This window comes from Myxococcus sp. XM-1-1-1 (genome assembly GCF_020037095.1).
Taxonomy (GTDB): domain Bacteria; phylum Myxococcota; class Myxococcia; order Myxococcales; family Myxococcaceae; genus Myxococcus; species Myxococcus fulvus.
Genome location: NZ_JAIQDH010000015.1, coordinates 24922 through 51637 on the forward strand (window position 1 = coordinate 24922; position 26716 = coordinate 51637).

The window sequence follows — 26716 nt, forward strand, 5'->3', positions numbered from 1 at the left end:
GCTCTTTCGAGCGGATGTCGGGCGAGCACGTTATGAACGGGGGACGTGTCTCCCCGTCCACTCGAGTCCACCCTCCCCGCGAAGAGCTCCCTCAAGGAGCGGCTGAAGAGCGCCGGAAGCCTGTTCCGTCAGCTCCCCGGGACGTTCCGCATCTTCTGGCAGGCCAGCCCCCGGGGCGCCGTCGTGCTCGGGCTGTTGACGCTGGTGGCGGCGGTGTTGCCGGCGGCCATCGCCTGGGTGGGCAAGCTCATCGTGGACGCGGTGGTGGCGGCGGCGCAGGGCTCGGCCGAGGCGCACTCGCGCGTCTACGGGCTGGTGGGGTTGGAGTTCGCGCTGATGCTGGGCTCCGGGGTGGTGGAGCGCGGGCTGACGCTGACGCGGGAGCTCCTGCGCGCCAACCTGGGCAACCTGCTCAACGAGCGCATCCTCCAGAAGGCGCTGGAGCTGGAGCTGCGGCACTTCGAGGACTCGGAGACGTACGACAAGATGCAGAACGCCCGGCGCGAGGCGAGCAGCCGTCCGCTGTCGCTGGTGATGCAGGCGTTCTCCATCGTCCGCAACGCGATAACGCTCTCCACGTTCGCGGCGCTGTTGATTGCGCTGTCGCCGTGGAGCGTGGTGGTGCTGGTGGCGGCGTCGATTCCGGCGTTCATCGCGGAGGCGCGGCTGGCGATGGCGGGCTTCCGGCTGTACTCGTGGCGCGCGCCGGAGGGGCGCAAGCTCAACTACCTGGAGTGGATCCTCACGCGGGACAGCCACGTGAAGGAGGTGAAGCTCTTCGGGTTGGGGGACCTGGTGTTGGGGCGCTACCGGGACTTGTTCCGCAAGTTCTTCGCGGAGGACCGGGCGCTGGCCTTCAAGCGGATGGGGTGGGGGTTGGGGTTGGGGTTGTTGTCGCTGGCGGCGTTCTACGGCTGCTACCTGTTCGTCGCGGGGCGGGCGGCGGACGGGGCCATCAGCGTGGGTGACATGGTGTTGTACCTGGGGGTGTTCCGTCAGGGGCAGGCGGCGTTCCAGGGCATCCTGACGAGCGTGGGCTCCATGTACGAGGACGCGCTCTTCATGAGCAACCTCTTCATGTACCTGGAGATACCGACGGGCAGCGAGGTGGCGCGGGTGTCGCCGCCCAGGTCACCGCCCCGGGGGCGCACCAACGACATCGAGCTGCGCGACGTGTCCTTCCGCTATCCGGGGAAGGAGGCGTGGGCGTTGAGGCACGTGTCGTTGACGTTGCGGCCGGGGCAGAAGCTGGCGCTGGTGGGGGAGAACGGCGCGGGGAAGAGCACGTTGGTGAAGCTGCTGCTCAGGCTGTACGAGCCGACGGAGGGAGCCATTCTGTATGGGGGCGTGGACCTCCGGGACATGGACGTGGGGGATTTGCGCTCGCGCTTCGGGGCGGTGTTCCAGGACTTCGTGCGCTACCAGTTCAACGTGGCGGAGAACATCGGGTTGGGGCACGTGCCGGCGTTGGAGGACCGGGAGCGCATCGTGAAGGCGGCGCAATTGGGTGGGGCGAGCGGGGTCATCGAGGCGTTGCCGGGGCAGTACGACACGATGCTGGGCGGGTGGTTCGAGAAGGGGCAGGAGCTGTCGGCGGGGCAGTGGCAGAAGCTGGCGGTGGCGCGGGCGTTCATGCGGGACGACGCGGAGGTGCTGATTCTGGACGAGCCGACGGCGAGCATCGACGCGGAGGCGGAGCACGCGTTGTTCGAGCGGTTCCAGGCGTTGGCGGCGGACCGCATCGCCATCGTGATTTCGCACCGGTTCTCCACGGTGCGGATGGCGGACCAGATCGCGGTGCTGCACAACGGCGGCGTGGACGAGCTGGGCAGCCACGACGAGCTGATGGCGAAGGACGGCCGCTACGCGCACCTGTTCCGCCTGCAGGCGCGGGGCTATCAGGACTGAGACGCGCGGGCGAGGTGCCTAGGACCTCTGCTTGTTCCTCGCCTCGCGGCGCATCAGCACCAGGCCCAGTCCATAGAGAATCACGCCCGAGACCAGGGGCAACGCGAGCGCGCCGCCCACGAAGCCGCCGAAGCCCCGCATGACGCCGCCGAGGACTCCGTCGACGCCCCACCAGGGCTCGGCGCGCACGCCCAGGATGGCGCCCGTGAGGCCGCCCAGGGCGCCGGTGGCGAGCAGCAAGGGCTCGATGATGGTCATGGCGGAGTGCTCCTCAAGGGGCCTGGTGCTCGCGAGCGAAGAACGCGCGGAAGTCCACCATCGCCTGGCTCGCGTCGGGGTGCAGCGCGCCGAGCACCTCGGTGGCGAACGTGGTGGGCGCCGCTCCGGACGCCGTGATGATGCGCCCGTCCCTCACCGCCTGCGGCACGTCGCGATAGTGCGCGGCGCCCTGGTAGCCCGGGGCATGCTTCTGGAGGAACTCCAGGTCGTTGCTCGTGTGCGCGCGCCCCTCGAGCAGCCCCGCGCGAGCCAGCGCCAGCGTTGCGCCGCAGATGCCCGCGACGACGAGCCCCGCCTCCACCGCGCGGCGCAGCAGGGGCGTCAGGTCCGGACTCTGAGGCGTCATCCAGGTGCTGGAGCCAATCAGCACCAGCGCGTCCGCCTTCTCCGGGGAGAAGTCCTCGACCGCGCCATCCACCTGGATGGTCATTCCCCCGATGGACGGCACGGGACGGCCTCCCGGGGACCACCAGGAGACCTGGTCACGGAAGTCATCCCGCGCCCCCGCGGCCAGCAGCGCCGGCTCCCAGTCCGCGAAAGGGGGAATCACCACGAATGCGATGCGCGCCACCAGCGTGCTCCGGGTTGGAGGAGCACCCGAGACTAGGCAAAGCGGACGGGAAGCTGAAGCCTCCCGCCACGCAAGGCCCGCGGCGGGCGTGGGCCCTCTCCATCAGCGCGGCCTGGGCTGACTACTCACCCGAGGTCGACGTGACGCCCTCGTCGTCCGTCAGCCCCTTGGGACGGGAGCCGGGGATGATGCGCTCCGAAAACTGGTCCAGGTAGAGCGGCGCGAGCACCGCGCGCCAGCGGGCGTGGCTTCCTTCCCAGAGCTCGTCGGTGATGGTGAAGACGCCCGAGGCGCCCTCGTAGCGATTGAGGTCCATGCCCAGGCCGGGCCGGTACGCCCTGGCGCCCAGACGCACGAACAGCCGCATGTCCCGCAGGGTGTTCTTGTAGACCAGCAGCCCCGGCACGGCGTTGGGCGGGTCGGCGGCCAGGCGCAGCCCGGCGTCGAACGTCCGCTCGACGATGTTCCCCAGCAGCGTCACGCCCCTCGCCTTGACGATGCGGATGCCCTGGCCGTTGTTGCGCTTCGCATAGTCATAGATGTCGTGCACGTGGTTGCCTTCAATCTGCACGTTCACGGGCATGTCGATGACGTTGTTGCCGCCGATGGAGATGCCCCGGCCCGCGTTCCAGATTTCGTTGTAGAGGATTTGGACGTTCGTCGCGTCCTCGTGCACCAACACACCCTCCGCGGCGGAGGTGTTCGCCTGCCAGGGGTACTTCGCGAGGTTGGGGAAGTTGTAGATCTTGTTCTCGTGAAGGAGCAGGTCGTCGCACGCCTTGACGTCGACCCCGTTCTCTCCGGTGTCATGCAAGCGATTGCGCTCGACGAGGATGACGGCGGGCCTGCCGCCGTTGGGCTGACACTGCACCGCGTCCCCGGAGACGTCGTGGATGTCGTTCTCCACGATGAACACGTTCCGCGTCACGCCGCGAATCGCCACGCCGTGCGAGTCGGTGTTCTGCTTGGAGAAGTCGTAGATTTCATTGTCGTCGATGAGCACGAAGTCCGCGTAGCTGGTGATGACACCGCCGCCGGCGCGGCCCCCGTGCAGCTTGGAGTCGAGGACCTGTGAGCACCGGGTGTTGTTCTCGAAGAGCACGGCGAACGAGGGGCGCTCCTGCACGTCCACCTCGAAGAACTGGACGACCCAGTAGGGCTGACTGACCTGGACCAGGCTGCCCACGTTCGTGGCGGCCGGGAGGATGCGGGGCTGGCCCGACTGCTCCCCGCGCAGGACGATGGGCGCGGTGGCGGTGCCGGGGCGCGCTCCCTTCGCCGCGGTGATGGCGACCTGTTCGTTGTAGTCGCCCTGTCGCACCAGGATGATGTTGCCCGGGCGGGCCGCCTTCACCGCGGCCATGATGGTGCTGTAGGGGTTCAGGTCGGAGCCGAGCGGCTTGGACGGGTCCCTCGGGCCGCTCTTCGACACATAGAGCGTTGGGCCCTGCGCGACCGACGCGGCCGGGCAGTTGTCGTAGAAGAGGGCCTCCGTGAACGCCGGGGACTGCCTCGCGGTCCGGGTCTCCAGCCCGTCCACCGGCGCGGCTGCTTCCGGCGCCTCCAGGTGTCCCTCTCCGCAGGCCATGGCCCCCGCCCACAGCGACAGCAGACAAGCGATATGCGTGAGCCTTTGCCCCAGTCGATGCTTCGTCATTGCGCACTGCCCCCCTGATTGGACCGCCAACCGCGAGGTTCCATGTTCGTAACGGGCGCGCGTCGCATCAACCACGCTGCCCCGAAGGGTGGGAACCTCCCGTGCTCCATGTTCCCTGGCACGGGTCCACTCGGTGGAGGACGTGGGCCGGAGGCTGCGAGAGGCGCGGCGAGGCGTCAGGCCGTCCCGCTGTCGGTGGAGGCGTTCGGGAGGTGGCGACGCCTCGTACGGGGAGACGGTGCGTCAGGACGCAGCGCGGCCACGTTGGTGCACGGGGATACGGTCTGGGTACTCCCGTGACTCGATCTGGGCAATCGCGTCGAGCGCTTCCTCGCTGACGTACCACCAGCCGGGATTCACGCGCTCATCCTCCTGGGCCACCTTGCGCAGCGCGGGGAGGGCGGGGCGGTGGCGGAAGGCGCCGAGCGCGAAGCAGGCCCAGAAGCGCAGCTCCGCGGCGGGGTGCTCCAGCAGCTCGACGAGGATGCCCAGCACGCGCTCACGCAGGGTCGGCGCCATCGTGCGCTGGGAGCCGAGGGCCTCGATGGCCTGGCCTCGCACGTCCATGCTCTCGGAGGTGTCCTCGACGGACTGGAGCAGCGCGTCGATGATGGAGGGCTTGCCATCGCCGAGGCTGCACAACAGCCACGCGGAGACCTCGCGCGCCCGGACGTCGTCGGCGGTCCGCAGCAGCCGGGCCACATGCTCGGCCGCGACGTCGTCGCCGACCTTCATCAACGCCATGGAGGCCTCCCAGCGCGCATCGGCGTCACCTGTCGCGAGTCGTCCGAGCAGCTCCGCCAGCTCCACGGAGGGAGGCGGGAGCGGGTGGACCTGGGGCGCGTGACGAGGCTTCCTGGGCGTCTTCTTCATGGCGCCACCCTATGCGATTCCCCCGGGTGGCACCGTGAAAGGGTGGGGGCCTCGTCACGCGGTGGGCAGGTGCTCGCGGACGACGCCGAGCCAGTACGCCTTTCCGTAGTATTGGCTCATCTTCCCGATGAGCTTCCCGTCGCGGAACAGGAGGAACGTGGGGATGCCGTAGAGTCCGAAGCGGTGGGCCAGGGACTCGTGCTGATAGGCGTTCACCTTCACCACGCGCATCCTCGCGCCCTCCAGTTCGGAGAGGAGCTCAGGCTCGGCGGCCGCGTAGATTTCACAGTTCGGGCAGCCGTCGCCCCAGAAGTCCACGACGACGAGCTCGCCCTGGGGTTGCATGACGAGCTGGTCGAAGTTCTCCGCCGTTCCCTCGTAGCTGACCGGATGTGCCATGCCCCATGGGTAACGGTCCGCCCGTCGGCCTTCAAGCCGGGTGGGGCCCCGAGGGGATGGCTTCCCGGGGGAGGGAGGGCGTCCCAGGGGCCGCGGAAGCACTGGGGGAGGCGAGGGTCCCGGGCTGGTGGAGGGGCCGGCTTGCGAGGGAGTGGAAGGAGGCAGCCCGGGTTGGCGGTTGTCGTGATAGGTCCCGGGATGGGCCTGCCGGGCGTCAGCCGGGGGGCTGGAGCATTCGTGTGCGGGGCGTCAAAAGCTTCAGGTGCGCACTGCGCTGAGGGGTACAGCCGCCGTAAGGTGGCGGCATCGGACGTGTCGTGGAGGGGTCATGCACGAGTGGTTGGAGGCACTGCGGAAGTCAGCGAAGGCCGCGTCATCGGGTGTGTCCGCGGATGAGGTCCGGCGGGCGGAGACGGAGTGTGGCGTCCCCTTTCCCGAGGACCTCGGCCATCTGTACCTGACCTTCGACGGAGGCGAGCTCCACGGCGACGTGAGTCTCTTCCCGCTGCATGGGCCCGAGGGCTCCGTGAGCGTGTTGGAGAAGACGCGGCTGAAGCTGGTGGGCTTGCCGGCCGCGGGCGTGTGGCGCATCGGGATGAAGGGGCCGCACCGGCACCTGTTCTCCGCGCGCAAGTCGGCGATGGTGGAGCAGGGGGACGGGGGCGGGCCGCTGCCGGGCTGGGTGGACGCGCTGGGTGCGGAGGATTGGCTCTACGGCACCTGGGACAGCGAGAAGCGGGAGATGCGGCTGTACCGCTCGCTCAAGGACATGCTCGACGTGCTGGTGCCTCCCGCGGAGGTCGAGAGCTTCGGTGAGCGCACCTTCGCGCGGGCGATGAACGCCGTGCTGCAGGAGGCGCTCTCGGGCATGTCTGGCGAGGAGGAGTCCGAGGAGGAGCAGGCCGAGGAATCGTCCACCGAGGAGGAAGAGGACACGGGCGCGCAGCGCGAGCTCGCGTACGAGTACGACGAGGATGTGTCGCGGGGCCGCAGGGGTGGGGCGCAGGACGAGTCCGGAGGCTTCGGCCGTTTCGGGGCGAAGTCCGGGGGCGGGAAGAAGCCGGCCTCGAGGTCCTCGGTGACGCAGGCCGAGCTGTTCGTGCGACCGACGATGCAGGAGGCGCTGCGCAAGGAACTGGGGCCCGAGACGGCCAAGAAGCCCGCGGTGAAGTCCAAGGCCAGCAAGCCCGTGGCGACGATTGCCGAGACGGTGAAGGACGCGGTCGCGAAGCCCGTGGCGCAGGTCGCGGAGGCGGTGAAGGACGCGGTCTCGAAGCCTACGAAGGCGACGAAGACCGCTGTCACGAAGCTTGTCGACGCGGCCGCCACGGCGACGACGAAGACCGTCGCGAAGGCTGTGGAGGTGACGCAGCCCAAGGCGAAGCCCGCCGCCCAGCCCGTGACGGAGACGTCCGCGGTGCTTCCCGCGACGAAGAGTCCCACCGCGAAGTCCGCGACGAAGAGTCTCGCGACGGCGAAGCCTGGGACGGTGAAGTCAGCGACTCAGCCGTCCGTAGCGAAGACACCCGCGCCGGCGAAGTCTGCCGCAACGAAGCCCGCGGTGGCCAAGTCCACCACGAAGCAGGCTGCGGCGAAGAAGTCCGCTACGACGGCGAAGTCCACCACGAAGCAGGCTGCGGCGAAGAAGTCCGCGGGGGCGAAGCCCGTCGGTAAACAGCCCGCGGCCAAGAAGTCCGCTGGGAAGCTCGCGAGCAAGAAGGTCGCGGCTTCCAAGCCCGCGAAGAAGTCCGCGGGGGCGAAGTCCGCTGCCTCGAAGTCGTCCGCCGCGAAGAAGCCCACGCGCACGAAGCCCGCCAGGAAGTCGGCACCCTCGAAGGCAGCCGCCAGGAAGTCCTCGGCGAAGGGCGCCGTGAAGAAGCCGAAGTCGAAGCGCTGACCCCGTTCGCATCAGCGCGGTCCCATCCCCCGAGATGGGACCGCGTTCGAGCACGGACGTACTCGCGCATCCATCGTCCGTCGGGACCACGCCTCGCGCAGCCGCGAGCCCCACCTCCGAGAAGCGGGCCCCGCGCGCCGGGACCGCGTCAGCGCACGGATGCATCCGCGCATCCGACGTCGGCAACCGCGCGGGCGCGAACCTAGCCCTCCGGGAGCTGGTCCCTGCGCGCCGGGCGCAGACGCTCCTCGGGCTGCGCCGTCAGCTCCACCTCCTCCGGCTCCTCGTCACCGCGCCGGAACTCGTGAATCTGGTCCGGCAGGATGTCGCGGAAGTCAGGCTCCTCCTCCAGCGGAGGGGTCGCCGCCAGGTCCTGGTCGGAGATGTTGATCTCCTCCTCGCCGGTGTCCTGGTTCACATGACGTCGCGAGGTGGCCTCGCCCACGTCCTCCGAGCCGAGCTTCTTGAATCGCATGGTGTCTCCTCGCGAAAGCGGGGTGGGCCGGCCGCCGTGTCTCAACAATGAGAACCCACGCGCCCCACCGCAATTCGCGCCGGCCGGCCGCCTGCCGGGCTCGTCCGCCTAGCCCTTGGGGACCGCCGCGCGGCCCGAGGGGTAGACGGGCTCCACCTCGAGCAGCACCATCCCCAGCGCCAGCACCCGCGACAGCGTCTCGCGCACCGTGTAGCGCCAGGGCGTCGAGCGCCCCTCGTCCGCGGGCACACCCCACGCATCGATGCCCACCGAGTTCGCGATGAACAGCGCCCGGGGCAGATGGAAGCGCTGCGTGACGAGCAGCGCCTGCTTCGCGCCGAACACGCCCCGCGCCCGCAGGCAGCTGTCGTACGTGGACAACCCCGCCTCGTCCCCCAGCACCAGCTCCGCCGGCATGCCGCGCTCCAGCAGGTAGCGGCGCATGGCCCGCGTCTCATGATGGAACGGCTTCACCTCGTCGCCGCTCACCAGCACCGAGCCCACCTTGCCCTCGCGCCACAGCGCCATCGCCATGTCCAGCCGCTGCGCGAGCACCGGCGACGGCACCGCCCCCGGCGCCAGCCCCGCGCCGAACACCAGCGCCACGGGCGCGTCGGGCGCGTCCGCCAGGCTCACGATGCGCTCCTCGTAACTCACGCGCACCCAGTGCGAGAGGACGAGCAGGCTCACCGCGCCCACGAGCAGGAGGAAGAGGGCCCTGCGCGCCCAGACACCGCTCGCTCGGGTTGGCTTCATGGACCCAGGGGTGACACCGCACCCGGCGCCATTGTGTTACGGCCCGCCGCCCTCGAAAAGCCCTGTGTGGGCCCGGCGCGTCACGCGGGCGCGTCCGCCTGGGGAGCAGCCTGCCCCGGCAACAACCGCTGGAGCGTCTCCAGCAACTGCCGCGGGTCCACCGGCTTCGACAGGATGGCGGAAACCCCCTGGCTGGCCGCGTACACCGCCCTGTCCCGGGGACTCATCTCCGCCGTCTCCGCCGACAGGATGACCACGGGCACCTTCGCGAGCGCCGCGTCGCTCCTGCGCGCCGTCAGCACCCGGTGCCCGTCCATCACCGGCAACCCCATGTCCAACAGGATGAGCGAGGGCCGGGGCGTGCCCGACAGGAGCGCGAGCGCCTCCCTCCCGTGGTCCGCCACCAGCACCCGGTACCCCTGGAGCTCCAGGTACCCCTGGAGCGCCTCACGGATGTCCAGGTCATCCTCCACGATGAGCAGCGGTCCGGTGTCGGCAGGCCCCATGACAGGAAGGTAGGGCCTGGGGGCACACCCGCGAGTCCTCGGGGGCGCAGGTCGCCCGGTCGCCCCTCGTGGGAGGCCCCTGGGAGGCCCTGGCTCCCGTGTCCGGAAAGCCCCGGGAGGACTGCCGTTGACCGGCTCCCGCCCCGCTTATATAGGGGGCCCCGCCGTCAGACTGCCCTGCTCCCACCCCGGCGCACCCGGCAGAACGTCCCACAGGAGTTCCCCGTCCCATGGCGTCCCTTCGCGACATCCGCAAGCGCATCCGCTCGGTGAAGAACACGCGGCAGATCACCAAGGCCATGAAGATGGTCTCCGCCGCGAAGCTGCGCAAGGCACAGGACGCCATCCTCGCCGCGCGTCCGTACGCGTCGATGCTGGACCAGATCATCTCCGACCTGGCCGCGCGCTCCGGGGACAACGACCTCAGCCACCCGCTGCTGGCCGCCCGGCCCGTCAAGCGCGTGGAGCTGGTGACGCTCACGTCGGACCGCGGCCTCGCCGGCGGCTTCAACTCCAACGTCACCCGCCGCGCCAACCGGTTCCTCTACGAGAACGCGGGCCTGGAGCGCATCCAGCTCTCCACGGTGGGCCGCAAGGGCAACGACTTCTTCCGCAATCGCAACCAGAACATCCGCAAGGACTTCGGTGGCCTGTACCAGCGGCTGAACTACCGCGCCGCCGCGGACGTGGCCGAGGAGCTGGTCGCCAGCTTCCTCAACGGCGAAGTGGACGCGGTGCACATCGTCTACAACGAGTTCATCAGCGCCATTAACCAGAAGGTCGTCGTCACCCAGCTCTTGCCCCTGCAGACGCTCGGCGCCGGCGCCGCGCCCTCCGAGGGCGCCGCGGCCATGGTGGACTTCAAGTACGAGCCGGACCGTCAGGCCGTGCTGGACCGCCTGGTGCCCCAGGCCGTCAACATCAAGCTCTACCGCGCGCTCCTGGAGAGCGTGGCCAGCGAGCACGGCGCCCGCATGAGCGCCATGGAGAACGCCACCTCCAACGCCTCCGACATGATTTCCAGCCTGACGCTCACCTACAACCGCACCCGTCAGGCGGTCATCACCAAGGAGCTCATGGAGATCGTCTCCGGCGCCGAGGCGCTCAAGTAGTCCCGAGCGCCACCCCGTCGCACCCCGGGCCCGCCCCCACTTTTGGGAGCGGGCCCTTCGCGTTTAAGGGCCGCTTCGGGCCCGTCCAGGGCCCTCGGGAGGGGTCCCTGCGTGAAGCGACTGTGGGTGGTGCTGGGAGCGCTGTTCTTGGGTGGCTGTGGCTTCGACACGGTGGCCAGCGGCCACGGGGGCATCGGCTTCGACTCGTTCGGCAGCGGCACCCAGCGCGAGCCTTACGGTGAAGGCCTGCACGTGATGCGGCCGGGCAAGTCGCTCATCACGTATGACCTGCGCGTCCAGGAGATGAAGGACGAGCTCAACGTGCTGTCCAACAACGGCCTGGACCTGAAGGTGGACTCCAGCGTGCGCTACCGCGTGGACCCGCTGAAGCTGTTCGAGCTGCACACGCAGACGGGCCCCCGCTACGCGGACATCCTCATCGCCCCCATCGTCCGCTCGGAGGCGCGCAAGGTGTTCGGCCGCTACGCGCCCGAGGAGATCTACTCGACCAAGCGCGAGCAGATCGAAAAGGAGATCTACGACGAGGTGACGCGCGCCCTCGCGGGCAAGCACGTCGTCGTGGAGGCCATCCTGGTGCGCGACGTGTCCCTGCCCGCGTCCATCCGCGAGGCCATCGCCGACAAGCTGGCCGAGGAGCAGCGCAGCCAGAAGATGCGCTTCACCCTGGACAAGGAGCGCCAGGAGGCCGAGCGCCGGCAGATCGAAGCCGAGGGCATCGCCAGGTACCAGACCATCGTCCGCCAGGGCCTCACCGAGGAGTACCTGCGCTTCAAGGGCATCGAGGCCACCGAGAAGCTGGCCCAGAGCCCCAACGCCAAGGTGGTGGTCGTGGGCGGCGGCTCGAGGGGCAACCTGCCGCTGGTCTACCAGGTGGACGGGAAATAGCCCGGTTGGCGTCCGGGGTGTGGATCCGCTAAGCGGGACTTACCGGTCAGGACCCCGGGAGGCTTGATTCTGCGGGAGGCCCCCGGTAAAGGGGCACCGCCCTCATATCCGGGCGGAATTTTGATGACGGGCACGGCGCCGGTCGCCCCCCGCACGAGGCAGACGACACCCATGAGCGCTCAAGTTCCTACGGCAGGCAAAATCATCCAGGTTCTCGGCCCCGTGGTCGACGTCGAGTTCCCGCCCGGCGGCCTCCCGGAAGTCTACGTCGCCCTGAAGGTGACGAACGCGAACCTCAGCAACGAGGCGGACAACCTGGTCCTCGAGGTCGCCCAGCACCTCGGTGAGAACACCGTCCGCACCATCGCCATGGACTCCACCGAGGGTCTGGCCCGCGGCACCCCCGTGAAGAACACGGGCGCCCCCATCCAGGTGCCGGTCGGCAAGGCCACCCTGGGTCGCATCCTGAACGTCACCGGCGACCCGGTGGACGAGATGGGCCCCGTGAAGTCGCAGGAGTACTGGCCCATCCACCGCGCGCCCCCTCCGTTCACGGAGCAGGACGTGCGCGTGCAGATGTTCGAGACGGGCATCAAGGTCATCGACCTGCTCGCCCCCTACACCCGCGGCGGCAAGATCGGCCTGTTCGGCGGCGCCGGCGTCGGCAAGACGGTGCTCCTGCAGGAGCTCATCCGCAACGTGGCCATCGAGCGCGGCGGCTTCTCCGTGTTCGCCGGCGTCGGTGAGCGCACCCGCGAGGGCAACGACCTGTACCACGAGATGCAGGACACGGGCGTCATCAAGACCGACAACCTGGAGGCCAGCCAGGCCGTCCTCGTGTACGGCCAGATGAACGAGCCGCCTGGTGCCCGCGCCCGCGTCGCGCTCTCCGCGCTGACCATGGCCGAGTACTTCCGCGACGTGGAGGGCCGTGACGTGCTCCTCTTCGTGGACAACATCTTCCGCTTCACCCAGGCCGGCTCGGAAGTGTCCGCCCTCCTGGGCCGCATCCCCAGCGCCGTGGGTTACCAGCCCACGCTCGCCACGGAGATGGGCGGCCTGCAGGAGCGCATCACCTCCACCACCAAGGGCTCGATCACCTCCGTGCAGGCCATCTACGTGCCCGCCGACGACCTCACGGACCCGGCCCCCGCCACCGCGTTCGCCCACCTGGACGCGACCACGGTGCTCAACCGCTCCATCGCCGAGCTCGCCATCTTCCCCGCCGTGGACCCGCTCGACTCCACCAGCCGCATCCTGGACCCGGGCATCATCGGCCAGGAGCACTACGCGGTGGCCCGCAAGGTCCAGGGCATCCTGCAGCGTTACAAGGAACTCCAGGACATCATCGCCATCCTCGGCATGGACGAGCTCTCCGAGGACGACAAGCTGGTCGTGGCGCGTGCCCGCAAGATTCAGCGCTTCCTGTCGCAGCCCTTCTTCGTGGCCCAGGTCTTCACCGGCAAGGAAGGCCGCTACGTGAAGCTCCAGGACACCATCCAGGGCTTCAAGGAGATCGCCGAGGGCAAGCACGACGACATCCCCGAGAGCGCCTTCTACATGGCGGGCGCCATCAACGAGGTCGTCGAGAACGCGCGCAAGCTGGCGGCGTAGACTCGCTGTCCCACCCTCCACCGAGGTGACCATGCGTCACGCGGCGCTCGCCCTGTTCCTCTGTGTCCTGTCGCTCCCCGCCCTGGCGGAGGAGCGCAAGGGACGCGCCCGGGTGAGCGCCAACGGGCTGTACAGCGTGCGCATGGTGGACGTGGGGCCGGGCAGGTGCCGGCTGGAGGTGACGAAGGAGAGCGGACCCGTCTGGCAGCTGGAGCAGTGCCTGGGGACGGTGGACGACTTCTACTTCGTCTCCAACGACGGCGAGCGGGTCTGGGTGCTGTGGCCCCTGGTGGAGAAGGGGAAGGCCCGGCCCGCGCCGAAGACGAAGAAGGGCAAGAAGCCCAAGGGGCCGCCGGACTGGGCCACGGAGGTGCTGGTGGCGGGGCAGTACGGCCGCGACGGACAGCGCATCCTGGAGCGGCGACTGACGGACCTGGTCCCCGCGAAGCAGCTCTCCGAGGTGCGGCACATGACGCACCACCTGAAGTGGCTGGAGGGCACGCTCGGCATCCCTGGCAAGGGGCCTCGGCTGACGGACGCCGGGGTGGTCGAGTTCGAGCCGGTGGGTGGGACCACCCGGCAGCTCAATTTCTGAAGTGGGTAGTGCGAGGAGCGTCATGGCCAAGCTGACTGTGGAGATTGTCACCCCCGAGAAGCGCATCCTGTCGGTGCAGGCCGACGAGGCCATCGTGCCCGGAGGCAAGGGCCTGTTTGGCGTGCGGCCGGGGCACACCCCCTTCCTGTCGCTGATGGAGCCGGGCGCGCTGACGCTGGTGGATGGCGGCAAGCGCGACGCGTACTTCGTCGCGGGCGGCTTCGTGGAGGTCGCCAACGACAAGGTGCTCGTGCTGGCCGACGCCGCCGAGCACGTGTCCGGCATCGACGTGGAGGGCGCGCGCAAGCGCCTGGGTGAGGCGCAGGACCGGCTGAAGGGCCTGTCCTCCGAGGACGCCCGCTACGAGCTGGAGCAGGCCACGGTGCGCCGCGAGGCGGCCCGCATCGGCGCCGCGGGCGCTCGCGCCTGAGTCGGTGTCCTGGCCGCTTCAGGGCCAGGACAACCCCAGCTCCCGGTCGAATCCCCGCCGGCCCTCGACGGTGAGCCGCACTCCGCGGCCCTCGGGCCGGCGCGCAATCCAGCGCCGCGCGAACAGGCGCTCCGCCAGCGCGGCGCCCAGCGCTCCGCCGATGTGAGCGCGTCGCTCGCTCCAGTCCAGACAGCGCCGCGCGAAGGCGCGCCTGCCTTGTGACAGCGCGTCCACGTCCACGCCCCACCTGGTGATGAAGCGCGCGCCCTCGGGTGTCAGCGCGTAGCTGTCGTCGCCTGTCTCCAGGAGGCCGCGGCGCTCCAGGCCGTCCGCCAGTGCGACGCCGAGCGTGCCCGCCAGGTGGTCGTAGCAGGTCCGCGCGAAGCGCAGGGGTTCGGGGACTCGCACGGTGCCCTGGCGTGTGGGGACCAGCAGGCTGAGGGCTTCGAGTGCGCGGGCGACGTCGGGCGTGGCGAGCCGGTAGTAGCGGTGACGGCCTTGAACCTCGACGCGGACGAGGCCGCCTTCGAGCAGCTTCGCGAGGTGGCCGCTCGCGGTTTGCGGCGAGACGCGGGCCTCCTGCGCGAGCTCTCCGGCGGTGCGCGCGGGCCCTTCGAGCAGGCGCGACAGCATGCCCGCGCGGGCCGGGTCTCCGATGAGCGAGGCGGTGAGGGCGAGGTCGAGCGGGTGGGGCATGGCGGGAGTCTGTGCTGTGCGGACGCGAGGACGTTTCGGCGTGCACCGAAGTATCTCGGTTGGCGGATGAATGCAGAAGCGAAGCAACTCGTTCGGTATGCGTTTGTCGAGCTGGCGAGCCACCTCGGGGCATCGACTGGGCTTGAGAGAGCTGCTGCATCCCACGTTGCACACGGTTCGGCGCGCACCGAAGCATCGGCACGTCCGCGCGCACTACTCACGCGGGCATGACCGACACGCCGCGACACCGTGTGATTGCGCCTCGCATCCTCTACTTCGGCACCCCCGTGGCCCTCTTGAGCACGCTCCAGGAGGACGGCTCGCCCAACCTCACGCCGCTGTCCTCCGCGTGGGCCCTCGACGACAGGCTGGTGCTCGGCCTGGGGATGCTGGGCCAGGGGCTGGAGAACCTGCGCCGCACGGGTGAGGCGGTGGTGAACCTGCCCTCGGCCTCACTGTGGCCCCAGGTCGAGCGCCTCGCGCCCACCACGGGCCGCTTCCCCGTGCCCGACACCAAGCGCGCGATGGGCTACCAACACGAGCCTCGCAAGTTCGAGCGCGCGGGCCTCACGCCACTCCCCTCGGACACCGTCTCACCCCCACGCGTGGCCGAGTGTCCGCTGCAACTGGAGGCCGTCTTGTTGGCGGCGCACATCTCCACCCCCACGCCGGAGTCCTCCTCCGACTTCGTCATCGCCGAGCTGCGCGTCACCCGCGTCCACGCGCACGAGCACGTCACCGTGCCCGACACCCACCACGTCGATGTCACGCAGTGGCAACCGCTGCTCTATGTCTTCCGTCACTACGTGGGCACCGGGCCCGGCCTCGGGCGCAATTTTCGCGCGGAGACGTGACGCGCGCGCAAACGTTGCGCCGCGGCATCGGCGGATTCCCTCGATTCGCTTGTCTTGTCTTTCCGAATTGACGCCTGACTTGAATCGATGCATTTGAAATGCATCTTTAAGCCCGGTCGGGCGGAAGGAGCAGACGCGATGAGCACGGCGGCGCAGGAGAAGAGCGTTTACGAGCAGATTGGCGGAGAGCCGGCGATGGCGGCGGCGGTGGACGTGTTCTACCGGAAGGTGCTGGCGGACGACCGCATCAGCCACTTCTTCGAGGACGTGGACATGGAGCGCCAGTCGGCCAGGCAGAAGGCCTTCCTGACGATGGTGACGGGAGGCCCGTCGACCTACTCGGGCAAGGACATGCGCGCGGGCCACGCGCACCTGGTGAAGCGCGGGCTGAACGACGTGCACTTCGACGCGGTGGTGGAGCACCTGAGCGCGACGCTCCGGGAGCTGGGCGTGCCCGAGCCGCTGGTGGCGCGCGTGCTGGCCATCGCGGGCGGCGCTCGCGCCGACGTGCTCAACCGCTGACGGGAATGAGAGGCTCGCCATGGCCACGGTGAAGCACGAGTCGCGGTGGTATCCGCTGGAGCCCGAGGAGAGCGTGCTGGACGGGCTCCTGCGACAGGGCGTCGCCGTGCCCCATGCGTGTCGGGCCGGCGCCTGTCAGTCCTGCCTCATGCGCGCGACGGCGGGCGACGTCCCGGAGGCCGCGCGCGTGGGCCTGAAGGACACGCTGCGCGCGCAGGGCTACTTCCTCGCCTGCATGTGCCGCCCCTCGGCGGACACCGCGCTGGAGGTCTCCGGCGCGGACGCGCTGCGAGTCCCCGCGCGCATCGCCTCATTGGACCTGTTGTCCCAAAGCGTCCTGCGCGTACGGCTGTCCACGGACGCTCCGCTGGACTACCGCGCGGGCCAGTACGTGTCGCTGCTGCGGGCGGACGGCCTGGCCCGCAGCTACTCGCTGGCGAGCCTCCCTCGCGAGGGCCTGCTGGAATTGCACGTCCGCCTGGTGGCGGGCGGCGAGATGAGCGGCTGGCTCGCTCGCGAGGCGCGCGTCGGTGACGCCGTGGCCGTGCAGGGCCCCGCGGGCAGCTGCTTCTACGTCGACGGCCGCCCCGAGCAGTCGCTGATTCTCGCGGGCGCGGGGACGGGGCTCGCGCCGCTGTACGGCATCGCGCGCGACGCGCTGGAGGCGGGACACCAGGGCCCCATCTGGCTGTTCCACGGCGCGCGCACCCCCGAGGGCCTCTACCTGACGCGCGAGCTGCGCGAGCTGGCCGAGCAACACGCGGGTTTCCACTATCGACCGAGCGTGCTGACGGGCGGCTCCCGGGACGTGGCCGAGGGAGCGCTCGACGCCGTCATCCGCGCCGAGTGCCCCAAGCCGGTGGGCTTCCGCGCGTGGCTCTGCGGCGACGCCGATTTGGTGTTATCCCTGCGCAAGAAGCTCTTCCTCTCCGGGCTTGCGCTCAAGGACCTCCACGCGGACGTCTTCCTGCCGAGCACACCCAGGGCGTAAGGCCGTCGGAGCCCGCTGACCGTGCACCTCACCCTCCACGCCGACTACTCGCTGCGCGTCCTGCTCTACCTCGCCGCCCGCCCCGGAAGGCTCGCCTCCACGCAGGAGCTGGCGGACGCGTACGGCATCTCCAAGCACCACCTGGTGCGCGTGGTGCAGACGCTCGCGGGCGAGGGCTTCGTGGAGGTCAAGGCGGGGCGCTCGGGCGGCGTGACGCTGGCGAAGGCGACGAAGGACATCCGCGTGGGCCGCGTGCTGCGCGCGGCCGAGCCGGACTTCGAACTGGTGGAGTGCTTCAACCGCGAGCGCAACACCTGCCCCATCGCCCCCGCTTGTGGACTGAAGGGCGTGCTCGCGGAGGCACGTGAGGCCTTCCTCGCGGTGCTGGACCGGTACACACTGGCGGACTTGGTGGGCCGCTCCCGCAAGGACCTGGCCGACCTGTTCCTCCCGGTGATGGCGCCATGACCTCCGCTCCCCTCGAGTTGTTCCACCGCATCGCCGACCCGCCCTCCGCCGTGGCGCGCCGCTACATCGTCGACCACGCGCTGGAGGACCGCGTCATCTTCCGCAACCTCGTGTACGCCGAGGCGGAGCTGGACTGGACGCTGCACGGCGGCCACGCCACGCCCGCGCTCTGGGACGGCAAGCAGCTGCACCAGGGCGCCGAGGCCGTGGTGGCCCGGCTCCAGGCCGTCGTCAACCTGGGCCGCGACGACGCGTGACGCGTGACGGCGCGTGTGCCGACTTGCGCGCGCCGCTGCCACCTCCCCACTCCTCGTGCGCCATGCGCTCCGTGCGAGTCGCCGCGCTCAAGCTTCGGGAGTTGGACACGTGTACAGGTGTGCCTGGGCGCCCGGGTGCTCGGACTTGCCGCGCGCGTGCTGGTTGCGGTAGTCAGCCCACCCCGCGCACGCGTCGGCGGATGGGCTCGAACCAGGAAGGGTGGACGGTGATGATGGCGTGCGGCCTGGAGTGTGACGTCGGAATCGCTCGTGTGGCGAACGCGAGTGTGCTCCTCCCGCGCGAGTCAAGCCCCCACGCACGTCAATCCACCACGAGCTTCGCGCGTTTCGCGCGCTTCTCGCTGTCCGTCCAGCCCTGAGCCTCGGTTAATCTCCTCGACTCCATGCCGCTGACTCCCTCCGAGCGCCAGGACAGGTTCCATGCGGCGTTCGTGGGGCTCGCCATCGGAGATGCGCTCGGCTTCCCGCTGCGCGGCATCCCGCCCGCGAGCCTCGCGCGGCTGCCCGGGCTGGCGGAGGACTTCGCGCCCAGGCCTCGCGGCAAGTTCGCCAAGGGCCAGTTCAGCGACGACACGCAGCTCTTGCTCGCCTCCGCGGAGAGCGTCATCCGCGAGGGCCGCGTGGACGGCCGCAGCGCGGCGGCGCACCTGGCGTGGCTGTGGCAGGAGGGCATCATCCTCCAGCCGCCGCGCAGCTTGGCCGAGTCGCTCCAGCGGCTCTCCAGCGGCGTGCCGTGGATGAGCGCGGGCGCGCCCCTGGGCACGCTGTGCCCGTCGGTGCTCAGCCGCGCGCTGGTGGTGGGGCTCTTCGAGAGCGGCCAGCGCGCGAAGCTGCCGCATGACGCGGGCGTGCTCACCGTCATCACCCACAAGGACCCCGTCTGTGCCGCCGCCGCCGCCGCCTTCGCGCAGGCCGCCGCGCTGGGCATGGAGGAGGAGCCGCTGACGCCCACCGCCTTCTGCGAGCAGCTGTCGCTGGCGGCGGCCGTGCACGACAAGGGCCTGGCCGAGGAGGTGCGCCACCTGCCCCGCCTGCTCACGTGGGACACCACGCGCGCCCTGTCGCAGCTTCGCAAGGTGGGCGTGCCCCCCAGCGAGCTCAAGGGCGTGGACGGGCTGCCCGCGCACGTGGTGCCGGTGCTCTTGACGGCGCTGTACGCCACCCTGCGCGTGCCCCACGACTTCCGCGAGGCGGTGGCGCTGGTGCTGCGTTGTGGCGGCGAGGCGGACGTGGCGGCGGCGCTGACGGGCGCGCTGGTGGGCGCCCACCTGGGCACCCGCGCCATCCCCGCGCGCCTGCGCAAGGCCGTGCTGTACGTGGACAACCTGGTGGACACCGCGGACCGACTGTTCCGTGCCCATCAGGTGCGCGAGACGCTGGCCACGGCGCTGGCCCACCAGCGTCGGCGCTGAGGGGGGCCCCCAAGGCGAGCGGGCAGGCGGGCTCCACGCCCCACTCCCGGACGGGCTTCTCGCGCTCGTCCGCCCTGCCCACCTTGTCCGGAGGAGTGGGGTCAGGTGCGGCCGAGCGAACGAGCGAGCACCCGGGAGTCCCCCTCCGCGAGCGCGGGAGAAGGACGTCGTGGACCTCGAATCCGAACGCCTGGAGCGCAGCCAGCTGGAGTCACTCTCCACGGCCGAGCTCATCCGGCACGCTCTGGCGGAGACGCGCCTGCTGGTGCGCGCCGAGGTGCTGCACGCCAAGAAGGAGCTGCGCGACGAGCTGAAGGCCGCGCGCACCGCGGGCATCCTGATGGGCGCGGGCGCCGTGCTGGCGCTCACGTCGCTGGCGGTGCTCTTCGTGGCGCTGGGGCTGGCGCTGCCCCTGGGCGCGGCGCTGGGCGTGCTGCTGGTGGGCGTGGTGCTGCTCGTCGTCGCCGGCGGGATGCTCTTCATGGGCACCAGGCGCCTGCCGAAGAAGCCGCTGGCGCACACCCAGGAGCGCCTGAAGCTCGACTACCAGCTCACGCGGGAGACGCTGCAATGAACGACAACGGCCGGAGCGGCAACGAGCTGGCGGAGCGTCAGCAGCACGTCGACCATCGCATCACCCGTGGCATGGATGACCGCAAGCAGGTGGAGCAGACCGCGGACCGCATCCGCGACGAGCTCCTGCTGACGCTCGAGGAGCTGGACCGGCGCCGAGGGCGGATGCTCGACGTGCGCTACCAGGTGCAGCAGCACTCCAGCGCGCTCGTCGCCGCGGGCGCCGTGGCCATGGTGCTGGTGGGCTCGGGCGTGGGCCTGGCCATCTACCGCGCGCGCCGCCGCGACGAAATCCTGCGCAAGAAGCGCCGCAAGGCCCTGCAGCGCGCCTGGGAGAACCCGGACCAGGTCGCCTCCAGCGCGAAGGAGCGCCCCATCGGCGTGGAGCTGGGACGCAAGCTGGTCCTCATCTTCGCCACCGCGCTGGCCACCGCCGTCGCCAAGAACTCCGTGCAGACGCTCGTGCCTGCTCGCCAGCCTCCGAGCCCCGCTTCGTTGCCTGAGTAGAATCTCTAAATGCGCCGGAAATACATATAACGCATTCTGATGTGCATGACGGACCTGCTCTATGCGCGGGCGCAGATGGGGCTGTCGCTCGGCTTTCACATCGTCTTCGCGGCGGCGGGCGTGGCGTTGCCGGTGCTCATGGTGTTGAGCGACTGGAAGGCGCGGCGCACCGGTGACGCGGACTACGTGAAGCTGAGCCAGAAGCTGGCGAAGGGGACGGCCATCCTCTTCGCGGTGGGCGCGGTGAGCGGGACGATGTTGTCCTTCGAATTGGGCCTGCTGTGGCCGGAGTTCATGGGCCGCTACGGCGAGGTGATTGGCCTGCCCTTCAGCCTGGAGGGCGTGGCCTTCTTCACCGAGGCCATCTTCCTGGGCATCTACCTGTACGGCCGCCAGCGGGTGTCGCCGAACCTCCACCTGTTCTCCGGCGTCATGGTGGCCTTGAGCGGCGCGGCGAGCGCGTTCTTCGTCACGCTGGTCAACGTCTTCATGAACGACCCGTCGGGCTTCGTGGCCACGCCCGACGGTCCCACGAACATCCAGCCGCTGGTGGCGATGTTCAGTCCGGGCTGGCCGTACCAGACGGCGCACGTGCTGCTGTCCTGCTATCAGGCGAGCGCGTTCGCCATGGCGGGCATCCACGCGTTCGTGCTGCTGCGCCATCCAGGCGCGGCGTTCCATCGCAAGGCGCTGTCGGTGGCGCTGCCGCTCGCGTGTGTCACCGCGCTGCTCCAGCCGCTGGTGGGGGACCTGTCCGCCAAGCACGTCGCGAAGGCGCAGCCGGTGAAGCTCGCGGCGATGGAGGGGCACTTCGAGACGGAGCGCGGCGCGCCGCTGCGCCTGGGCGGCGTGGAGGTCCCCAAGGCCCTGTCCATCCTGGCCTTTGGAGATCCACACGCGGAGGTGAAGGGGCTCAACGAGTTCCCGAAGGACACGTGGCCCCCGGTGGCCAAGGTGCACGGGGCCTTCCAGGTGATGGTGGGCACGGGCTCGCTGATGGCGCTGCTCGCGCTGGTGACGCTCGTGCACCGGTGGCGAAAGAAGGCGTGGCCCTCGGGGCGGAAGATGATGCGGGCGTGGCTCGTGTCGGGGCCGCTGGGGTTGGTGGCGCTGGAGGCGGGGTGGCTCGTCACCGAGTGGGGACGGCAGCCCTGGATTGTCCGCGGGGTCATGCGCACCGCGGAGGCGGTGACCCCCGTGCCGCATCTGGCCGCGCCGTTCTGGACCTTCACCGCGGTGTACCTGTTCCTCGGCGTGGTGGTGGTGTCGCTGCTCCTGAGCCAGGTGGCGGGCACGCTGCCGGGGCGCGAGGAGAAGCACGACGAGGGAGGCGAGGCCCATGTCCACTGACGTCCTGCTCGGCTTCCTGATGGCGGGGACCTTCGTCCTCTACGCGCTCTTCGGCGGCGCGGACTTCGGCGGCGGTGTGTGGGACTTGCTGGCCTTCGGGCCGCGCAAGGCGGAGCAGCGCGCGCTCATCGCCCGGGCGATGGGCCCGGTGTGGGAGGTGAACCACGTCTGGCTCATCGTCGGGCTGGTGCTGCTGTTCGCGGGCTTCCCGCGCGCCTTCGCCGCGCTGAGCGTGGCGCTGCATGTCCCGCTGACGCTGCTGTTGCTCGGCATCGTGTTCCGGGGCGCGGCGTTCACCTTCCGCACCTATGACACGCGAGGGGACGCGGCCCAGCGCAGGTGGGGGCTCGTCTTCAGCGGGGCGAGCGTCGTGGCGCCGCTGCTGCTCGGCATGTGCGTGGGCGCGGTGGTGAGCGGCGCCATCCGCGTGGAGGGGCGCGTGGTGGTGAGCGGCTTCTTCGCCTCGTGGCTGTCGCCCTTCGCGTGGGCGGTGGGCGTGCTCGCCCTGTCCCTCTTCGCCTTCCTGGCGGCGGTGTACCTGACGCACGAGTCCTCCACGCCAGGGCTGCGCGAGGACTTCCGTGCGCGCGCGCTCGGCGCGGGCGTGGCCGTCTTCGTGGCGGCGGTGCTGGTGCTGGTGCTGGCGCGCGACGGTGCGCCCCGGGTCTGGGAGGGGCTGTCCCGCTCACCCTTCGCGCTGGCGCTGCACGCGGCCACGGGCGTGTCGGCGGCGGCCGCCTTCGCGCTCCTGTGGACGCGGCGCTTCGCGTGGGCACGGCTGGCGGCGGCGCTCCAGGCGGGGCTCATCGTCCTGGGCTGGGCCGCGTCCCAGTATCCCTACCTGGTGGTGCCGGACATCACCCTGCGGGCCGCGGCGGCGAGCCCTGGCACCTTGAAGCTGCTGCTCGTCGCCATCGGCGTGGGCGCGCTCATCGTCATCCCCTCCGTCGTCCTCCTCTTCCGGGTCTTCCGCCCCCGACCCGAGGGCATGTCCGCTCCACACCTCCAGGGGTGAGACAGAAAAATCCCGTCTCGTTGGAGTGTCCGAGTGGGAGGTCCGCGCCGGGTGTCTGTCTTTGCTCGGCGTGAATGACGCCCCGCATCCTTTTCCAGGCCGCTCGAATCTTTGGCTCCCGAGGTGAAACATCTCGTGAGGGCGGATGTGGTTTTTGTGTTTTCTCACGCAAGGAGTTGCAACCGCGGCGTTGATGAATGCATGACAGAAAGAAGCACCGCTTCTTCCTGACGTGGAGGTCGCCGATATGGGTGTCGTCCGTCGCGCGGTCGTGTCGCTGTGCTTCGTCGCGCTCCTGCTCCCGGGGAGGTCTCACGCGAGTGAGTCCTTCGTGAATTGGGAGACCCCCCATGTGCACCCGCTGGATTTGACTCCTGACGGTAGATTGCTGTTGGCGGTGAACACGGCGGACAACCGGCTGCTGGTGTTCGACACGACGTCGCGCAAGGGATTGGCGCTGTTGGCGTCCATCCCCGTGGGATTGGACCCGGTGTCGGTGCGGGCCAGGAGCAACACCGAGGCCTGGGTGGTGAACCACGTCTCGGACAGCGTCAGCATCGTCGACCTGCGACGCGCCACCGTGACGGCCACCGTGCACACCGATGACGAGCCCGCGGACGTCGTCTTCGCCGGCCGCCCCGAGCGCGCCTTCATCACCTGCTCCCAGGTGAACCGGGTGCTGGTGGTGGACCCGCGCCGCCCCGACGCGACGCCCCACCGCCTCACCCTGAAGGGCGAGGACCCGCGCGCGCTCGCGGTGAGCCCCGACGGCCGCTTCGTCTACGCCGCCATCTTCGAGTCCGGCAACGGCACCACCATCCTCGGCGGCGGCTCGCTGATTCCGGACGCGTACCCGCCCAACGCGGTGAGCGACGCGCGCGGCCCCTACGGTGGCGTGAATCCTCCGCCCAACGCGGGCACCTCGTTCGTCCCCGCGCGAAACCCCTCCAACCCGCCGCCTCCGCCCGTGGGCCTCATCGTGCGCAAGAACGGGCGCGGCCAGTGGTTCGACGACAACCGGGGTGACTGGACGGACCTGGTGAGCGGCGTGAATGCCTCCGCGTCCGGCCGCCTCCAGGGCTGGGACCTGCCGGACCGCGACCTGGCCATCATCGACACGGCGTCGCTCGACGTCACCTACGCCACGCGGCTGATGAACCTGAACATGGCGCTGGCGGTGCACCCGTCCGGCACCGTCACCGTGGTGGGCACGGACGCGCGCAACGAGGTGCGCTTCGAGCCGAACGTCAACGGCCGCTTCCTGCGCGTGCTGATGGCGACGGTGGACCCGCGCCGGCCGTCCTCCTCCACGGTGAAGGACCTCAACCCGCACCTCGACTACGCCACGCCCACGGTGCCTCAGTCGGTGCGCGACCTCTCCATCGGAGACCCGCGCGGCGTGGTGTGGAACGCGCGCGGCACGCGGGCCTTCGTGACGGGGCTGGGCTCCAACAACGTGGTGGCGGTGGGGCAGGGCGGCTCTCGGCTGGGCCAGGTGGAGGTGGGCGAGGGCCCCACGGGCATCGTCCTCGACGCGGAGCGCGAGCGGCTCTACGTGCTCAACCACTTCGGCGCGAGCATCTCCGTGCTCAACGCGGACCGGCTGGAGGAGCTGTCGCGCGTGGCCTTCTTCGACCCGTCGCCGAAGGCCATCAAGGTGGGCCGCAAGCACCTCTACGACACGCACAAGACGTCGGGCCTGGGGCACGTGTCCTGCGCGTCGTGCCACGTGGACGGACGCATGGACCGGCTCGCGTGGGATTTGGGCGACCCGAGCGGGACGGTGAAGGCGCTGGACGGGCAGAACCTGGGCATGGGCCTGCCGCTGCCGCCCTTCGAGGCGTGGCACCCGATGAAGGGCCCCATGACGACGCAGACGCTCCAGGACATCATCGGCAAGGAGCCGCTGCACTGGCGCGGAGACCGCGCGAGCCTGGAGGAGTTCAACCCCGCCTTCGAGGGACTGCAGGGCGACGACACCCAGCTCACCCCGCGCGAGATGAGCGAGCTGCGCTCCTTCCTCGCCACGCTCACCTTCCCGCCCAACCCGTTCCGCAACCTGGACAACTCGCTGCCGCGTGACTTGCCGCTGCCGGGCCACTACACGACGGGCCGCTTCGCGCCCGTGGGCACGCCGCTGCCCAACGGAGACGCGACGCGGGGGCTGGCGCTGTTCCGTCCGCCGCGCCTCCTGGCCCAGGGGCTCTTCGCGTGCAACACCTGCCACACCTTCCCGTCGGGGCTCGCGGTGAGCATGCAGTGGAACGGCGCCATGTGGATGCCGCTGCCGAAGGGCGCGATGGGCGAGTCCCACCACGCGCTCGTGTCCACCGACGGCAGCACCAACGTCACGCTCAAGGTGCCGCAGCTGCGCAACCTCTATGAGAAGGTCGGCATGGAGCTGACGCAGAAGGAGAGCCTGGCCGGCTTCGCCTTCATCCACGACGGCAGCGTGGACTCGCTGTCGCGCTTCATCACCGAGCCGACCTTCAACCCGGAGAGCGACCAGGAGGTGGCGGACCTCACCGCGCTCCTGTTGTCCTTCGCGGGCTCGGAGCTGCCGCGCGGCTCGGCCACGGACATGTTCCTGCCGCCGGGGCCCGACTCCAAGGACTCCCACGCGGCGGTGGGGCAGCAGGTGACGCTGTCCTCGGCGACGCCCGCCCAGTTCGTGCGCGTGCTCCAGTTCATGTCCCTGGCCGAGCAGGGCAAGGTGGGGCTGGTGGCCAAGGGCGTGCGCCAGGGTGAGCCGCGCGGCTTCACCTACGAGGGCAACGGCGTCTTCCAGTCGGACCGCGCCTCCGAGAAGGTGGGCGCGTATCTGCTGCTGGCGGGAATCCGCCCCGGCGCGGAGCTGACCTACACCGTGGTGCCCGCGGGCTCCGAGCGGCGCATCGGCGTGGACCAGGACGAGGATGGGATGCTCGACCGGGACGAGCTGGACCGGGGGCGCAGGCCGGACCGGCCGTACGACGGCCGGCACCTCGTGGAGGCCGAGGGGGCGGGTCAGGTTGGCCCGGTTGCGACCGCGGATTTGTAACCCGTATCGTCGCGCGCGGGGGGCTGCGAGTCAGCCCATGTGCTCCTTGGAGGCGTGTGCATGAAGCTGAAAGTCGCGTACTGGGTCGTCACCGCGCTGGTCTCGCTGTCCGCCGCGGGCTCCGCCTTCATGTACCTCACCGACGCGCCGCCGATGGTGGCCGCCTTCGAGCACCTGGGCTACCCGGCCTACTTCCGGACCATGCTCGGCATCGCCAAGGTGCTGGGCGTGCTGGCGCTGTGGGCTCCGCTGCCGCGCACGCTGCGGGAGTGGGCCTACGCCGGCTTCGCCATCGACTTCGTGGCGGCGGCGGTGTCTCACACGGCCATGGGGGACCCGGCGGGCAAGTCCGCCGTTCCCGTCGCCATGTTCGTGCTGCTCATCACCTCGCACCAGCTCTGGCACCGCGTGTCGTCGGGTGCCGGCGTGGAGTCGGTGGCGCAGGTGCGGGCTGCCGGGGCCTGACGTCGCTCAGGGCGTCTGGGGCCAGGCGACGCGGGGCTCCTCGTCGCCCTTGGCCACCAGCACGCTCACGTCGTCCGCGAGGTCCTCCGAGTCGAGGGCCTCCAGCACGGTGTACACGCCGGCCTTCTCGTCCATCACCAGGCAGTACACGCGCAGGTGGCCTTCGCGCAGCTCGCCGCCCTCCACCTCGCCGTTGCCCGTCCAGCCGAGCGCGTCGGTGAGCAGCTCCTCCACCGCGACGCGCTTCTCCACGTCGTGGCCGGTGCCCTTGCCCTCGATGGGGTACTGGACGATGAGCGTGGACAGGCTGTCGGGCTCCACCTCGTCGTAGCCCTCCTCGATGAGCGGGCCGGCCACGTCGGCGATGGCGAAGTCGGGGTCCTCTTCCGGAGGCAGCGGCGCGTCCTTCTGCTCGCCCACCTCGCCGACGAAGCCCCAGTGCGTGGTGAGCACGCCCTCATGGACCCACGCCTCCCAGTAACGGAGGCGGTCGCCTTCCTTCTTGTAAAGCTTCAGCAATGTAAGACCCCAGGGGAGGGCCCTGCATAGCATGACGCTGGGGGTCCG

29 protein-coding genes are annotated in these 26716 nt (G+C 70.2%); 19 read left to right on the forward strand and 10 right to left on the reverse strand.

Features of this window, described 5'->3' with window-relative positions; translation table 11 throughout:
* Nucleotides 1-45: 45 nt before the first annotated feature.
* Complete coding sequence (locus K8640_RS26085) at nt 46-1908, forward strand: ABC transporter ATP-binding protein (protein ID WP_223749548.1); 1863 nt, start codon at nt 46-48, stop codon at nt 1906-1908.
* Nucleotides 1909-1926: 18 nt separating this feature from the next.
* On the opposite strand, the gene K8640_RS26090 is transcribed toward K8640_RS26085, so the two are convergent.
* The 5 genes from K8640_RS26090 to K8640_RS26110 form a co-directional block, all read right to left on the reverse strand.
* Entirely contained in the window at nt 1927-2166 is a 240-nt protein-coding gene (locus K8640_RS26090; RefSeq protein WP_223749549.1) for a hypothetical protein, read from the reverse strand.
* A gap of 13 nt (nt 2167-2179) precedes the next feature.
* Nucleotides 2180-2758, reverse strand: a complete 579-nt coding sequence (locus K8640_RS26095) for a type 1 glutamine amidotransferase family protein (RefSeq protein WP_223749550.1) — start codon at nt 2756-2758, stop codon at nt 2180-2182.
* 121 nt (nt 2759-2879) lie between these two features.
* The gene (locus K8640_RS26100) at nt 2880-4415 is read right to left on the reverse strand and encodes a right-handed parallel beta-helix repeat-containing protein (RefSeq protein WP_223749551.1); all 1536 of its coding nucleotides are present in this window, start codon (nt 4413-4415) and stop codon (nt 2880-2882) included.
* A gap of 243 nt (nt 4416-4658) precedes the next feature.
* Nucleotides 4659-5288, reverse strand: coding sequence for a HEAT repeat domain-containing protein (locus tag K8640_RS26105; protein WP_223749552.1), 630 nt, complete (start codon nt 5286-5288; stop codon nt 4659-4661).
* Nucleotides 5289-5342: 54 nt separating this feature from the next.
* Nucleotides 5343-5687 carry a co-chaperone YbbN gene (locus K8640_RS26110; protein ID WP_223749553.1) on the reverse strand — a complete coding sequence of 115 codons (345 nt, stop codon included), beginning with the start codon at nt 5685-5687 and terminating at the stop codon, nt 5343-5345.
* A gap of 328 nt (nt 5688-6015) precedes the next feature.
* Between K8640_RS26110 and K8640_RS26115 the strand changes: the two genes are divergently transcribed.
* Nucleotides 6016-7584 carry an SMI1/KNR4 family protein gene (locus K8640_RS26115; RefSeq protein WP_223749554.1) on the forward strand — a complete coding sequence of 523 codons (1569 nt, stop codon included), beginning with the start codon at nt 6016-6018 and terminating at the stop codon, nt 7582-7584.
* Nucleotides 7585-7786: 202 nt separating this feature from the next.
* Here K8640_RS26115 and K8640_RS26120 read toward each other — a convergent pair whose 3' ends face one another.
* From K8640_RS26120 to K8640_RS26130, 3 genes are all read right to left on the reverse strand, one after another.
* Complete coding sequence (locus tag K8640_RS26120; protein ID WP_141330335.1) at nt 7787-8059, reverse strand: hypothetical protein; 273 nt, start codon at nt 8057-8059, stop codon at nt 7787-7789.
* 108 nt (nt 8060-8167) lie between these two features.
* Nucleotides 8168-8815, reverse strand: coding sequence for a vancomycin high temperature exclusion protein (locus tag K8640_RS26125; RefSeq protein WP_046716711.1), 648 nt, complete (start codon nt 8813-8815; stop codon nt 8168-8170).
* 80 nt (nt 8816-8895) lie between these two features.
* Nucleotides 8896-9321, reverse strand: a complete 426-nt coding sequence (locus K8640_RS26130) for a response regulator (protein WP_141330333.1) — start codon at nt 9319-9321, stop codon at nt 8896-8898.
* Nucleotides 9322-9551: 230 nt separating this feature from the next.
* Here K8640_RS26130 and atpG point away from each other — a divergent pair, with 230 nt between their 5' ends.
* From atpG to K8640_RS26155, 5 genes are all read left to right on the forward strand, one after another.
* Nucleotides 9552-10433: an ATP synthase F1 subunit gamma gene (gene atpG / locus K8640_RS26135; protein WP_141330331.1), complete on the forward strand. Its 882-nt coding sequence runs from the start codon at nt 9552-9554 to the stop codon at nt 10431-10433.
* Nucleotides 10434-10544: 111 nt separating this feature from the next.
* Nucleotides 10545-11339 (forward strand): prohibitin family protein, encoded by a 795-nt coding sequence (locus K8640_RS26140; protein WP_223749555.1) that lies wholly within the window; start codon nt 10545-10547, stop codon nt 11337-11339.
* Between the two features lie 171 nt (nt 11340-11510).
* Entirely contained in the window at nt 11511-12953 is a 1443-nt protein-coding gene (gene atpD, locus K8640_RS26145; RefSeq protein ID WP_046716707.1) for a F0F1 ATP synthase subunit beta, read from the forward strand.
* A gap of 31 nt (nt 12954-12984) precedes the next feature.
* Nucleotides 12985-13548 carry a hypothetical protein gene (locus K8640_RS26150; RefSeq protein WP_141330325.1) on the forward strand — a complete coding sequence of 188 codons (564 nt, stop codon included), beginning with the start codon at nt 12985-12987 and terminating at the stop codon, nt 13546-13548.
* Between the two features lie 22 nt (nt 13549-13570).
* The gene (locus K8640_RS26155; protein ID WP_141330323.1) at nt 13571-13978 is read left to right on the forward strand and encodes a F0F1 ATP synthase subunit epsilon; all 408 of its coding nucleotides are present in this window, start codon (nt 13571-13573) and stop codon (nt 13976-13978) included.
* An 18-nt stretch (nt 13979-13996) separates the two neighbouring features.
* Here the strand turns inward: K8640_RS26155 and K8640_RS26160 are convergent, their stop codons facing one another.
* Entirely contained in the window at nt 13997-14674 is a 678-nt protein-coding gene (locus K8640_RS26160; protein ID WP_223749556.1) for a helix-turn-helix transcriptional regulator, read from the reverse strand.
* Nucleotides 14675-14925: 251 nt separating this feature from the next.
* Here K8640_RS26160 and K8640_RS26165 point away from each other — a divergent pair, with 251 nt between their 5' ends.
* The 12 genes from K8640_RS26165 to K8640_RS26220 all read left to right on the forward strand — a co-directional run bounded on the left by K8640_RS26165 (nt 14926) and on the right by K8640_RS26220 (nt 26149).
* Complete coding sequence (locus K8640_RS26165; RefSeq protein ID WP_223749557.1) at nt 14926-15528, forward strand: flavin reductase family protein; 603 nt, start codon at nt 14926-14928, stop codon at nt 15526-15528.
* Nucleotides 15529-15666: 138 nt separating this feature from the next.
* On the forward strand, nt 15667-16050 hold the full coding sequence (locus tag K8640_RS26170; protein ID WP_223749558.1) for a group 1 truncated hemoglobin: 384 nt from the start codon (nt 15667-15669) through the stop codon (nt 16048-16050).
* A 19-nt stretch (nt 16051-16069) separates the two neighbouring features.
* The gene (locus K8640_RS26175; RefSeq protein WP_223749559.1) at nt 16070-17041 is read left to right on the forward strand and encodes a 2Fe-2S iron-sulfur cluster-binding protein; all 972 of its coding nucleotides are present in this window, start codon (nt 16070-16072) and stop codon (nt 17039-17041) included.
* Nucleotides 17042-17062: 21 nt separating this feature from the next.
* A complete protein-coding gene (locus tag K8640_RS26180; protein ID WP_223749560.1) occupies nt 17063-17509 on the forward strand; it encodes an Rrf2 family transcriptional regulator in 447 nt (148 codons plus the stop codon).
* Nucleotides 17506-17766, forward strand: coding sequence for a hypothetical protein (locus K8640_RS26185; protein ID WP_046716700.1), 261 nt, complete (start codon nt 17506-17508; stop codon nt 17764-17766). The genes K8640_RS26180 and K8640_RS26185 overlap by 4 nt, the downstream gene beginning before the upstream one ends.
* Nucleotides 17767-18170: 404 nt before the next feature.
* Nucleotides 18171-19199, forward strand: coding sequence for an ADP-ribosylglycohydrolase family protein (locus tag K8640_RS26190; RefSeq protein ID WP_223749561.1), 1029 nt, complete (start codon nt 18171-18173; stop codon nt 19197-19199).
* A gap of 169 nt (nt 19200-19368) precedes the next feature.
* Nucleotides 19369-19773, forward strand: a complete 405-nt coding sequence (locus tag K8640_RS26195; RefSeq protein WP_223749562.1) for a phage holin family protein — start codon at nt 19369-19371, stop codon at nt 19771-19773.
* Nucleotides 19770-20279 (forward strand): hypothetical protein, encoded by a 510-nt coding sequence (locus tag K8640_RS26200; RefSeq protein WP_223749563.1) that lies wholly within the window; start codon nt 19770-19772, stop codon nt 20277-20279. The genes K8640_RS26195 and K8640_RS26200 overlap by 4 nt, the downstream gene beginning before the upstream one ends.
* A gap of 45 nt (nt 20280-20324) precedes the next feature.
* A complete protein-coding gene (locus K8640_RS26205) occupies nt 20325-21629 on the forward strand; it encodes a cytochrome ubiquinol oxidase subunit I (RefSeq protein WP_223749564.1) in 1305 nt (434 codons plus the stop codon).
* Complete coding sequence (locus K8640_RS26210; RefSeq protein ID WP_223749565.1) at nt 21619-22644, forward strand: cytochrome d ubiquinol oxidase subunit II; 1026 nt, start codon at nt 21619-21621, stop codon at nt 22642-22644. The genes K8640_RS26205 and K8640_RS26210 overlap by 11 nt, the downstream gene beginning before the upstream one ends.
* Nucleotides 22645-22891: 247 nt before the next feature.
* The gene (locus K8640_RS26215; protein WP_223749566.1) at nt 22892-25684 is read left to right on the forward strand and encodes a hypothetical protein; all 2793 of its coding nucleotides are present in this window, start codon (nt 22892-22894) and stop codon (nt 25682-25684) included.
* A 60-nt stretch (nt 25685-25744) separates the two neighbouring features.
* Complete coding sequence (locus tag K8640_RS26220) at nt 25745-26149, forward strand: DoxX family protein (RefSeq protein WP_223749567.1); 405 nt, start codon at nt 25745-25747, stop codon at nt 26147-26149.
* Nucleotides 26150-26155: 6 nt separating this feature from the next.
* Here the strand turns inward: K8640_RS26220 and K8640_RS26225 are convergent, their stop codons facing one another.
* Nucleotides 26156-26668, reverse strand: coding sequence for a hypothetical protein (locus K8640_RS26225; RefSeq protein ID WP_223749568.1), 513 nt, complete (start codon nt 26666-26668; stop codon nt 26156-26158).
* Nucleotides 26669-26716: the final 48 nt, after the last annotated feature.

Coding starts and splice junctions, on each gene's coding strand:
- K8640_RS26125 (WP_046716711.1), bottom strand. CDS start 8,815: ATGAAGCCAACCCGAGCGAGCGGTGTCTGGGCGCGCAGGGCCCTCTTC.
- K8640_RS26100 (WP_223749551.1), bottom strand. CDS start 4,415: ATGACGAAGCATCGACTGGGGCAAAGGCTCACGCATATCGCTTGTCTG.
- K8640_RS26190 (WP_223749561.1), top strand. CDS start 18,171: ATGCCGCTGACTCCCTCCGAGCGCCAGGACAGGTTCCATGCGGCGTTC.
- K8640_RS26175 (WP_223749559.1), top strand. CDS start 16,070: ATGGCCACGGTGAAGCACGAGTCGCGGTGGTATCCGCTGGAGCCCGAG.
- K8640_RS26200 (WP_223749563.1), top strand. CDS start 19,770: ATGAACGACAACGGCCGGAGCGGCAACGAGCTGGCGGAGCGTCAGCAG.
- K8640_RS26090 (WP_223749549.1), bottom strand. CDS start 2,166: ATGACCATCATCGAGCCCTTGCTGCTCGCCACCGGCGCCCTGGGCGGC.
- atpD (WP_046716707.1), top strand. CDS start 11,511: ATGAGCGCTCAAGTTCCTACGGCAGGCAAAATCATCCAGGTTCTCGGC.
- K8640_RS26185 (WP_046716700.1), top strand. CDS start 17,506: ATGACCTCCGCTCCCCTCGAGTTGTTCCACCGCATCGCCGACCCGCCC.
- K8640_RS26150 (WP_141330325.1), top strand. CDS start 12,985: ATGCGTCACGCGGCGCTCGCCCTGTTCCTCTGTGTCCTGTCGCTCCCC.
- K8640_RS26220 (WP_223749567.1), top strand. CDS start 25,745: ATGAAGCTGAAAGTCGCGTACTGGGTCGTCACCGCGCTGGTCTCGCTG.
- K8640_RS26110 (WP_223749553.1), bottom strand. CDS start 5,687: ATGGCACATCCGGTCAGCTACGAGGGAACGGCGGAGAACTTCGACCAG.
- K8640_RS26115 (WP_223749554.1), top strand. CDS start 6,016: ATGCACGAGTGGTTGGAGGCACTGCGGAAGTCAGCGAAGGCCGCGTCA.
- K8640_RS26155 (WP_141330323.1), top strand. CDS start 13,571: ATGGCCAAGCTGACTGTGGAGATTGTCACCCCCGAGAAGCGCATCCTG.
- atpG (WP_141330331.1), top strand. CDS start 9,552: ATGGCGTCCCTTCGCGACATCCGCAAGCGCATCCGCTCGGTGAAGAAC.
- K8640_RS26170 (WP_223749558.1), top strand. CDS start 15,667: ATGAGCACGGCGGCGCAGGAGAAGAGCGTTTACGAGCAGATTGGCGGA.
- K8640_RS26215 (WP_223749566.1), top strand. CDS start 22,892: ATGGGTGTCGTCCGTCGCGCGGTCGTGTCGCTGTGCTTCGTCGCGCTC.
- K8640_RS26210 (WP_223749565.1), top strand. CDS start 21,619: ATGTCCACTGACGTCCTGCTCGGCTTCCTGATGGCGGGGACCTTCGTC.
- K8640_RS26160 (WP_223749556.1), bottom strand. CDS start 14,674: ATGCCCCACCCGCTCGACCTCGCCCTCACCGCCTCGCTCATCGGAGAC.
- K8640_RS26205 (WP_223749564.1), top strand. CDS start 20,325: ATGACGGACCTGCTCTATGCGCGGGCGCAGATGGGGCTGTCGCTCGGC.
- K8640_RS26120 (WP_141330335.1), bottom strand. CDS start 8,059: ATGCGATTCAAGAAGCTCGGCTCGGAGGACGTGGGCGAGGCCACCTCG.
- K8640_RS26105 (WP_223749552.1), bottom strand. CDS start 5,288: ATGAAGAAGACGCCCAGGAAGCCTCGTCACGCGCCCCAGGTCCACCCG.
- K8640_RS26130 (WP_141330333.1), bottom strand. CDS start 9,321: ATGGGGCCTGCCGACACCGGACCGCTGCTCATCGTGGAGGATGACCTG.